This is a genomic window from Pseudomonas sp. F8002 (genome assembly GCF_013385495.1).
Taxonomy (GTDB): Bacteria; Pseudomonadota; Gammaproteobacteria; order Pseudomonadales; family Pseudomonadaceae; genus Aquipseudomonas.
In genome coordinates, this window is the sequence record NZ_JACAPW010000051.1 from 40,179 (window position 1) to 50,012 (window position 9,834).

Genomic DNA, 9,834 nt, shown 5'->3' on the forward strand with positions numbered 1-9,834 from the left:
GGTCAAGTCTCCTCCCAGAAAAATAACTTTTCCGCCGCCTGTCAGGTCCTTGCAGCGCCAGTCGATTTGACAGGTATGGGCGCGTCATACAGCTTTTTAACATCCGGACCAAAAACACTGTTCTTTTCCTGCCAATCATCGGTATGGTCAAAAATCTGGAACTCCAACTTGTTCGAGTCAGTGCTGTGGGTTCTATATTGTGGAACCAGCTTTTTATCGCGGGTAAGTTTATCCAACGCCTTTTCCATGGCGTCTGCGCTCGAAAAATTGGCAACACCAAAGTTGGGGTCATAAAAATAGTAGGTTTTGCTTTCACCATCGATTTTTACGCCAGCCGCCATTGCGTGGCGTGGCGAGTCAATCATGACAGACTTTGAAACAGTGGAATCGGCCAGTTCATTGACCATGTTTTTAACTGATAACTGCCGTACGCATTGGCCTGCATGAAAGGCGCTTCGTGCACCCGTCTGGTTTTGGATCCTGGCGAGCCCGACGATAAAATCCCTGGAGGCCGGGTCATCTGGAAATGCTGCTGCGGTCAGCATATTCTTGATTAACATCTTTTCCTTGCCTTCCGCCATGGCAGTTGCCATCACGCGCGCAAGCGCCGCACACTGACCGTCACTCAGTTGCGCTGTTTGGGAAAAGTAGACGATTTGTGGCATCGGTATGACTTCCCCGAAGCGCGGTTCGATATTATCGATAAACCTGGCTGATCCAATCCGACCCAGTTCGTAGACAAGATCGTCATATTTTCTGACCAGCATCCCCACTTGCTCTGCCGTGAGGTTCTTGCCACCGACAAGTTTCATGATGTCCGGTACTTTCATATTATCCGAGAAGCCACTTATCGTCTGAGGGTCACCAGAAGAGTAACCGTGCTCAAAGGCGTCTTTTTGCGGACCGTTTCGATGAGCGTTAACAGTTTTTTTCCAGTTACTGACGGTGGCCTCATCCACTTTCCTGACAGTACCATCAGCGGTGGCCCATTTTCCGAGCTCTTCGGCGTCTATTTGTGCAGAAGGAACAAAGTCTGTCAGCGCAGTGCCATACGCTTTTCCAGAGACGGGGTCGTAGTGATGCCATTTGCCGTTCTGAAGAACAGCAGGCGCTTGCACGATGTCACCGCCTTGCTTGAATGTGCCCAATGAAGATGAATCGAAACGTTTGCTGGCACCCACGAGATCATAGCTACTGGCGGAGCTCAGAGTTTTAAACGTTGTTTTGACCTTTTTGACTCCGGTCTTCCCCAACGAGGCAATGCCGTTCAGGAGATCAGTGGCCCCATCCGCTGGATTGAGAGCGCCGATAGCCGCCCGTCCAATGATCTTCGCTACGCGAGCCGCCCTTGAAAGCGCTGATGCACCGGTCGCCAGCGCCCTTGTCCCCCGAGCCGCAGCGCCCAGGCCCACGACAAACCCGAACGCATCGAATGCCAGGTCAGTGATGCCCTCGGCAATATTGCCCTGTTGAAAGTTCTGGATGGCCGAGCGTAGCGGGATCAGGTTGAGCAGGAATTCCCTGGCAGTCTTATAGAAAGGCACTTCGGTGTCGAACGTCGTGATGCCCTTGGCCTCGGCCTCCAGCGCGCCGATGTCGACATTTTTTATCATCGCATCTGCAATGTAGCGGGTCTTCTCGCTCGCAAAGCTGTTTGGTGTCTCCGCCTGGTTTTTTTCCTCGGTGACGTCCGGTGAGTAGCTGCCGTCAGGCGTTACTTCTTCCAGCATAGTCCCGCGGCGGCTATGGCCATCGGCATACACCTGTGGCCCCAAAGGATAGTCTTTCAGTTCATCACGTTTGCGAATGCTGTTTTTTTGCAAGTCGATTTCATAAACATTTAAGTCACCGTCGAGCTCCGTTTTTACCAACAGCGTATTGTTGATTTTGGTTTCAGTGACGGTTTGGCTGAATCCGCTTTGACTGACGTTATATTCTTTGAAAGTGGTGATTTTTCCCTGTTCGATGTTTTTTCTATCCTCAAGGGGAAGCTTTGCAATCAGGTTTTTGACCTGAGTGCCCATCGCTTTTTCCGCAGAGGAAATATACGTGGGAAATTCCGTCCTGAACTTTTCATTGATATCGGGAAGGCGGTAGGCTTGGCCCTGAATATCGCGAATCTGGAACTTGGTGCTTGACGAACTCCAATCGTGGACTTCACTTGACCGGGCATGGAAGTACCCTCCCAGGTAAAGATCCAGCACCGAATAAGGGCCGGGGTAATCACGCAATTCCGGGACAATGGTGATGCTTTTTTCCTCGAATGGAATCCGATCACCAAAGACACGCTTGAGCTCCTGAAGAGCCATCTCCTTGCGGTCGGGAAAAGGCGCCGATTGGGCCCGCGAGGCATCGCTCAACTCGCCAACCTGAGCATTGAATGCGCTAATGACAGTGCGCATCTGATCACCGGTGTATTGATCCTGTGGGTCCACCGGGATGATACCGTTGGCAACCCCCCAATCTTTAAGTGCCTCCCGTTGAGCCATTTGTTCAACCTGGCGTTCCACGGCCGTGACGGGATCGAGATCGGCCCGTTCCATGACTTGCGCAAAGCTCATGCGCGCGGTGGAACCGGGTGCCTGGGCCTCAAGGCGTGCCACGGCAGTGCTGAAGCTCACCCAGGTATGAGAGCCGTAGGTGACCCCGTCGGGGATATTCTTGACCAAAAACGCGGGCGCACGGCGTGACAGCAACAAGTGGGCCGCAATGGGCGCCATTTCGGCGTTGGCACGGCCCTCGGCAATCAGGTGGTCGGCCAAGCCCTTGGCCACGGCTGAGGGGTGTTTGCCCCAGTGTTCAGAACGCGCCAGGTCAAAGCCGGCGACGCCTGTCCTGATCGGGTTCGAGGTGGTCCCTGCCTCGGATCCTTCCTCAAGGGATGCGCCCAGAGCCCCCAGGGTCCAATCGTTGATGCTCTCCGGGGTCGACACCCCGTTGAATTGTTGCAGCAGCGCCTGGCCCAGTGCCTGAGCCTTGGGTGTAGACAGAAGGTTTTCAATAAAACGCTGCGGATCGTCCCGCTCGTAGGATGTATAACGTTGATTGCGCGTCAGGTAGTCCAGCACCCCTTTACTCTCGTCATAAGTTTGCAGGCCGTCGATACCCAAGGTGTTTTGGCTCAGGGCATGTTTTATACCTTGCTGATCTTCACCGCTCAATGGAGTGGGCCAGGACAAGGCTCCGCCGAGATTGCCCAGGGTGGGTTGGGAAAGTGGAGGTGTGGTCAGTAACCGGGCAAGGTTGTACAGCTGATCGTGGTTATTAGGGATATCCCAACCGTTGTCGCCCAGGTATTTTACGAGGCTGATGGTGGCATCGTCCTGTAACCGCCGGTGGGGCGAGTCGATATGTAGCGTGATGGTGGCGTTGCTCAATTTATTGCGAATGAATTGCTCTTTTTGGATGTTGAGTGCCCTCGGGGTTAGATAACGATGGTCATGCAAAGGCAGGCTCAAACGAGGTGTCAGCGTTTCTGAGAGGTTTTCGGCCTCGACAATGATGTTCACCAGTTGAGAGACGACTTGTTGGTGATCGTGAGTCTCGCCCAGTTTGGACTTTTGGTACTTCAGGGCCTCTTCGGATCGCTTGTCTTCAGGCTGTGCAAGGTCAAAGGTTTTAGAGCGTTCAAGCTCCGCCGCTCGAGCCCCTGCGCCTTCTCTGTTTAACCCGCCGCGGCCTTCGCCATAAAAATCGGCGACTTGCCGGTAAGACGCTGACTCAGTATTGGTGGGGGAGTGAATATACGCAGAGTCTGACGTCAGTGCTTTGGCTGCCTGCATGATCGGCGCCATCATCGAAGTCCAGAGATAGCCTTCGTTGAAGCCAGAAAACCCCCTGCGTTGGCCGCCGACCATGGCCGCGATGGAATTATCCCTGTGATTGATCTCAATCGGCTTTGAAAGATCAATGCCCTGTTTTTTTGCCCAACTGACAAAGTGCGGGTTCTTCATCACATTGTGCAGGTGTGACCACCATTGACCGAACGTGGAAGTGGGGGGAATGTTTTCGATGTCATCAATCTGGCCGGTTCTTTGCGCCGTGCGCAGTATTTGCGCAAAAAGCCCGGCCAACTCGCTGTCGCCTTTAACCTGTGGGCTGGCGTGTGCGAGTTCCGGCGGCGGCTGATGCTCCGCTGAGCGCGTCCGGCGGGACAACGGCGGCTGGGCTTCGGAATTCAGGGGTAGTTGAAAATTGGGAGTCAGACGGGACGTGACAAGGGACATTGGATCGCTCGCTCATTGAGTAAGTGTAGGACACGCCTGGGGAAAATTTCGCTACCCCATACGTTGACCTTCGTACCCAAATCCGCCGTCACGATCCAATGCGACCAGCAACAAATGGTTGCCGTATATTGCTATGCCGGCCTCACGCCCGGATCATCTCGCGTACCTTCGCTGTCAACAAATCAAAGGTAAACGGCTTGGTGATCATCTGCATGCCCGGGTCGAGGAAACCACCCCGTACAGCCGCATGCTCTGCATAGCCGGTAATAAACAACACCTTCAACTCGGGCCGCACCTGCCGGCCGATTTCCGCCAGTTGCCGGCCGTTCATGCCGGGCAGGCCAACGTCGCTGATCAGCAGGTCAATGCGCTGGCTGGACTCGATGATCGGCATGGCACTGTCGGCATCACCGGCTTCGACGAAGGCATAGCCCAGTTCACTCAGCACGGCGCTGACCAGCACCCGCACGGCCGGGTCGTCCTCGACGATCAGCACGGTCTCGCCGGCATTGGCGAACGGCAGCAATGCCGGGTTGAGCGGTTCATCTGCAATGACCTCGCCGACATACCTCGGCAGGAACAGGCTGACGGTGGTGCCTTGGCCCACCACACTGTGGATCGACACATGCCCGTGGGATTGGCGCGCAAACCCGTAGATCATCGACAACCCCAGCCCGGTGCCCTGGCCGATGGGTTTGGTGGTGAAGAACGGGTCAAATGCACGGCTGATCACGCTCTCGGGCATGCCGCAGCCGGTGTCGCTGACGCTCAGTTCCACATAGTCGCCAGGGGTGAGGGTGCCGTAGGCTGCGGTAAACACACTGTCCAAGTGTCGGTTGGTGGTTTCCACCACCAGTTTGCCGCCGTTGGGCATCGCATCCCGGGCATTGATGGCGAGGTTGAGCAGGGCGCTTTCCAGCTGGTTGGGGTCGGCTTCGGCGGTCCAGAGTTGCTCGGTCAGGCGGATATCCAGGGCAATGCTTTCATTCAGGCTGCGTTGCAGCAGCTCACCCATGGAGCTCACCAGCTGATTGATCTGCACCGGTTTCGAATCCAGCGACTGGCGGCGGGAGAAGGCCAGCAGGCGGTGGGTCAGGGCTGCTGCGCGGTTGGCCGACGTGACACCCAGGTCGATCAGGCTGTCGAGGTCTTCGGTGCGGCCCCGAGCCACGCGCCTGCGCAGCAGTTCCAGGCTGCCGATGATGCCGGTCAGCATGTTGTTGAAGTCATGGGCGATGCCGCCGGTCAATTGGCCGACGGCTTCCATTTTCTGCGATTGGCGCAACGCTTCTTCGTTATTGCGCAACTGCGCCGTGCGTTCTTCCACCTGTTGCTCAAGGGTTTCCAGGGTGCTTTGCAGGCGCTGCTCGCTCTGGCTCAGGTCGATCAGCCGGTCGCGGGCCTCGTATTGCCGACGACGTCCGCGCAGCGCCGTGGTCACGAGGCTGATCAGGGTGATCGGGTGGAACGGGCGCTCCAGGAACGTCACGTTGCCCAGCAAGGTGCTCAGGTGCGACGAGCCATTCTGTTCGCTGCCGCCGTGGTGCGTCATCAGCACAATCGGCAGGTCTGACCACGCCGGTTGTTGATGCAGGTACGTGAGCAGCGGTTCCAGGTCGATACCGCGCAGGGCTTCGGCAGCAATGACCAGCAAGCCGGCACCGTGCTCCAGCTCCTCGCAGAGCATCTGCAAATGGCTGGCGATGATGCCGTTGAAACCAGCCTCATTGAGCATCATCAACGCCAGGGAGCTGTCGCGACCCAGGGGCGCCAGAATGATCGCCCGTTCGAAAATGGCCGGCAGGCCACTCATGAGCTTTCATCCTTGAGCAGCGGGTTGTCGGTGCCCATGTAGGTCGGTACGCCGCGCAATACACCCTGGAACGCATCAAGCGGTTCGCCGATGGTCATGCCACGACTGCCGATGCGGTATTCGCGAATGGTCGATTCGTGGCTGCCGGTGCGTTTCTTGATGATCGAAATCGCACGCCGCACCTTGCCCAGCGCTTCGAAGTAACGCAGCAGGATCACGGTGTCGGCCAGATAGGTAATGTCCACCGGCGCCTGCATGTCCCCCACCAGCCCGTGCTGGGCGACGGTCATGAAGGTCGCAGCGCCACGGCGGTTGAGGTACAGCAGCAGTTCGTGCATGTGCAGGATCAACGCGTTCTCTTCCGGCATCGCGGCCTGATAGCCATTGACGCTGTCGATCACCACGGTCTTGATCCCGCGTTCGTCCACACAGCGGCGCACCCGATGGGAGAACTCGCCGGGGGACAACTCGGCGGCGTCGACCTGTTCGATCAGCAGGTTGCCGGTGGCTTGCAGGGCCTCCAGGTCGATACCCATGTTCTTCATGCGCTCGAACAGCAGGCCCAGCTCTTCGTCAAAAATGAACAGCGCGGCTTTTTCGCCCCGGGAGACGGCTGCCGCGGCAAAGATCATCGAGATCAGCGATTTGCCGGTACCGGCCGGGCCCAGGATCAAGGTGCTGGAACCGGTCTCGATCCCGCCGCCCAACAGGGCGTCCATCTCGCGGATGCCGCTGGTGAGGGTCTGGCGGTTGTAGCCGCCACGGTGCTCGGCTGCCACCAGGCGCGGGAACACATGTACGCCGTCTTCCATGATGGTGAAGTCGTGAAAACCGCCGCGGTATTTCTGGCCACGGTACTTCACGATCCGCACGCGGCGGCGCTCGGCACCGTAGTTGGGGGTCAGTTCTTCGAGACGAATCACACCGTGGGCCACGCTGTGTACGGTCTTGTCGAGGGACTCGGTGGTCAGGTCGTCCAGCAGCAGCACGGTGGCGTCGTAGCGCACGAAGTAGTGCTTGATCGCCAGGATCTGCCGACGATAGCGCAGGGAGCTTTGCGCCAGCAGGCGGATTTCCGAAAGGCTGTCGATCACGACGCGGGTAGGCTTGACCCGTTCCACCACTTCGAAAATCTGCCGGGTGGCTTCGCCCAGCTCAAGGTCCGAGGAATACAGGAGGCTTTGCTGGTGCTCGGCGTTGAGCAGGCTTTCGGGGGGAGTCAGTTCAAAGATGTGAATGTGTTCGTCCAGGTCCCAACCATGGGACTTGGCACCCTGGCGCAACTCGCGCTCGGTTTCCGACAGGGTGATGTACAGCGATCGTTCGCCGTTTTTTGCGCCGGCCTGGAGGAAATGCAGGGCCACGGTGGTTTTACCGGTGCCGGGTTCACCTTCCAGCAGGAACAAATGGCTACGGGAAAGCCCTCCGGCAAGAATGTCGTCCAGACCTTCAATACCGGTGGCCGCCTTTGCTGTGAACAGCTCTTTGGATGTAGACAAGAAGTGCCCTCGGGTCACAAATAAGTAGTCGGCAGCGCCGTCTGGGGCGCGCCATATTTACTTGACCTTGGCGCCGTGTGGCGGTTCAACGTTTTGTATCAAATACCGCTTTTACAGGCCCTGTTGCAGCGCCGGGTCGTCCGGATTCTGCTGTTCAAGCTGTGCCAGCAGCACCTGCACATTCTGCAACTGGCCGGTTTCCTTCCAGTAATTGACCAGCAGCACCCTGGCTTTGCGATTGGCCGGGTTGCGCTGGATGATTTCTTCCAGCTGGCGCTGGGCGGCCTCCAGTTCCTGCTGGGCGTGCAGGGTGGTGGCCAGGTCGTAGCGGTAATCCTGGTTGTTCGGTTCGAGCTCCACCGCTCGGGACAGGCTGAGCAGGGCAAAGGCGCGCTCGCCATGGTGCAGCAGCCACATGCCCAGGGCATGTTGCAGGTAGGCCGAATCGGGGTGGGCCTGCAACTGTTTGGCCAGGAGTTGGCGGGACTCGTCGACCTTGCCCTGCTTGTCCAGCAGTTCAATTTGCGCGACCACGGCTTGCAGGTTGTCCGGTTGCAGGCGCATCGCCTGCTCCAGGGCGTTTTGTGCGTCGGGCAGCAGCGCGCTGTGAATGTACAGGCGTGCCAGCTGGATCCAGCCTTCGGGGCTTTCGGGTTGGCCCTTGAGCAGCTTTACGTATTCGTCGAGCACTTGCTGCAACGGGCCGAAGTACAGGCCCAGGGTATCCGGGGACAGCCCGAGCAAGGCATTGGCCGCGGCAAACCTGACGCTTTGCTCCGGGTCATCCAGCAGTGGCCCGAGCAACAGCGTGCGCTGGCCGCTGGGCACCAGGCCGACAATGCTGTGAATCGCCGCCTCGCGCACCATTGGCGCGTCGTTGGCCAGGTCCTTGTCCGCCAGCTTGAGGGCCTGGGGGCTGGGGTAGTTGGGCAGTTCGGCATGCAGGGCGGCGCGGCGCACATCGGAGAGGTCCGGGCGGCTCAACTGTTGATACAGCACCCGGGCAGCGCCGGGTTCACCGTTGTGCGCCTGTTTCAAGGCCTTGGCGTAACCATGGGCGATGGCCGGGGGCACCACCACCGGCGTGGTGCGGGTGAAATACCAGGTGATCAGCACAATAAACAACAGGGCGCACAGGCCGACGATGGAGTAACGGCGTGACTTTGACATGCAGGCGTCCGAAAGCTGGGCAGCTAGTGCAAAGCCATCAGCTTCGGTCAGGTTATCGCGAGTGTCAAACCCGCATCACGTCAGCACGAACTCAATCGGCTCAAGGGCCGGCGGCAGCGTGGTTTCGCCGAGGGCGGCGAGAATCTCGCGCTCCAGGGTGCGCACGATGGCGTTGCAGGGCAGGTCGTTTTCGTCGAAGCCGAACGGGTCTTCGAGGTCGTCGCCGATTTCGTCCAGGCCGAAGAAGGTGTAGCTGACGATGGCGGTGAACACCGGGGTCAGCCAGCCCAGCGGCTCGGCCATGGCGAAGGGCAGCAGGATACAGAACAGGTAGATGGTGCGGTGCAGCAGCAAGGTGTAGGGGAAGGGCAGCGGGGTGTGTTTGATCCGCTCACAGGAGGCCTGGACCTGGCTCAGGCCGTACAGCCGGGTTTCCAGTTGGGTGTAGCGCCAGTCGCTGATGTGGCCCTGTTCGGCGAGGTTCGAGCAGCGGGCGCCGAGGTCTTGCAGGATGCTGTCGGGCAGGTTCGGGTGGCCGGGTTCTGGGTTGGCCCACGGTTTGATCGCCTGGCTTTCGTCTTCCAGGCGCAGGCGGGCGATCAGGCCATGGGCGAAACCGCACAGGCTGCGCAGGACGTGTTTGCGTTCGGCAGGGTTGAGGACCTGGGTTTCGCGGATCAGTGAGCGGATCTCGATGATCATCTGGCCCAGTTGTTTGCGGCCTTCCCACCAGCGGTCGTAGCAGGCGTTGTTGCGAAAGCTCATGAAGATGGACAGTGACAGCCCCAGCAGTGTGAAGGGTGTGGCGTTGACCTTGGAGAAATAGGCCGGGTGCAGGGTTTCTACCAGCACGATGACTGAGGCCAGGAGGGTGACCAGCAGGCTGCGCAGCGCAATGCGTTTGGCGATCGAGCCCTTGAGGGAGAACAGGATGCCGAGCAGGTTGGGTTTGGGACGGACGATCATGGGCGGGCTTCTTGGGTGGCGCAGGCTGTCAGGTTAGAAGCATGTTTGTGTTGCGTCCAATTGCTTGGGCTGACTGGGTGATTGGTGGGGTCTATCGGGATTGAGTACATATCCGTTTTTTCGGTGACCAGAGCGAAAGCAGATCTGCTTTTCTGTGGGA

General features: G+C 58.4%; 5 protein-coding genes. All 5 read right to left on the reverse strand.

All coding sequences use genetic code 11. The features are described 5' to 3' along the window. Window positions 1-41: 41 nt before the first annotated feature. Entirely contained in the window at window positions 42-4,226 is a 4,185-nt protein-coding gene (locus tag HX811_RS31055) for a YopT-type cysteine protease domain-containing protein (RefSeq protein ID WP_177048733.1), read from the reverse strand. A 142-nt stretch (window positions 4,227-4,368) separates the two neighbouring features. Then, window positions 4,369-6,039, reverse strand: coding sequence for a response regulator (locus HX811_RS31060; protein ID WP_177048735.1), 1,671 nt, complete (start codon window positions 6,037-6,039; stop codon window positions 4,369-4,371). Further along, complete coding sequence (locus HX811_RS31065; RefSeq protein WP_102369051.1) at window positions 6,036-7,538, reverse strand: ATPase domain-containing protein; 1,503 nt, start codon at window positions 7,536-7,538, stop codon at window positions 6,036-6,038. The genes HX811_RS31060 and HX811_RS31065 overlap by 4 nt, the downstream gene beginning before the upstream one ends. A gap of 111 nt (window positions 7,539-7,649) precedes the next feature. Further along, window positions 7,650-8,708, reverse strand: coding sequence for a lipopolysaccharide assembly protein LapB (locus HX811_RS31070; protein WP_003217597.1), 1,059 nt, complete (start codon window positions 8,706-8,708; stop codon window positions 7,650-7,652). 75 nt (window positions 8,709-8,783) lie between these two features. Then, a complete protein-coding gene (locus HX811_RS31075; protein ID WP_087693011.1) occupies window positions 8,784-9,674 on the reverse strand; it encodes a bestrophin family protein in 891 nt (296 codons plus the stop codon). Between the last annotated feature and the right edge of the window lie 160 nt (window positions 9,675-9,834).

Coding starts and splice junctions, on each gene's coding strand:
- HX811_RS31055 (WP_177048733.1), bottom strand. CDS start 4,226: ATGTCCCTTGTCACGTCCCGTCTGACTCCCAATTTTCAACTACCCCTG.
- HX811_RS31060 (WP_177048735.1), bottom strand. CDS start 6,039: ATGAGTGGCCTGCCGGCCATTTTCGAACGGGCGATCATTCTGGCGCCC.
- HX811_RS31070 (WP_003217597.1), bottom strand. CDS start 8,708: ATGTCAAAGTCACGCCGTTACTCCATCGTCGGCCTGTGCGCCCTGTTG.
- HX811_RS31075 (WP_087693011.1), bottom strand. CDS start 9,674: ATGATCGTCCGTCCCAAACCCAACCTGCTCGGCATCCTGTTCTCCCTC.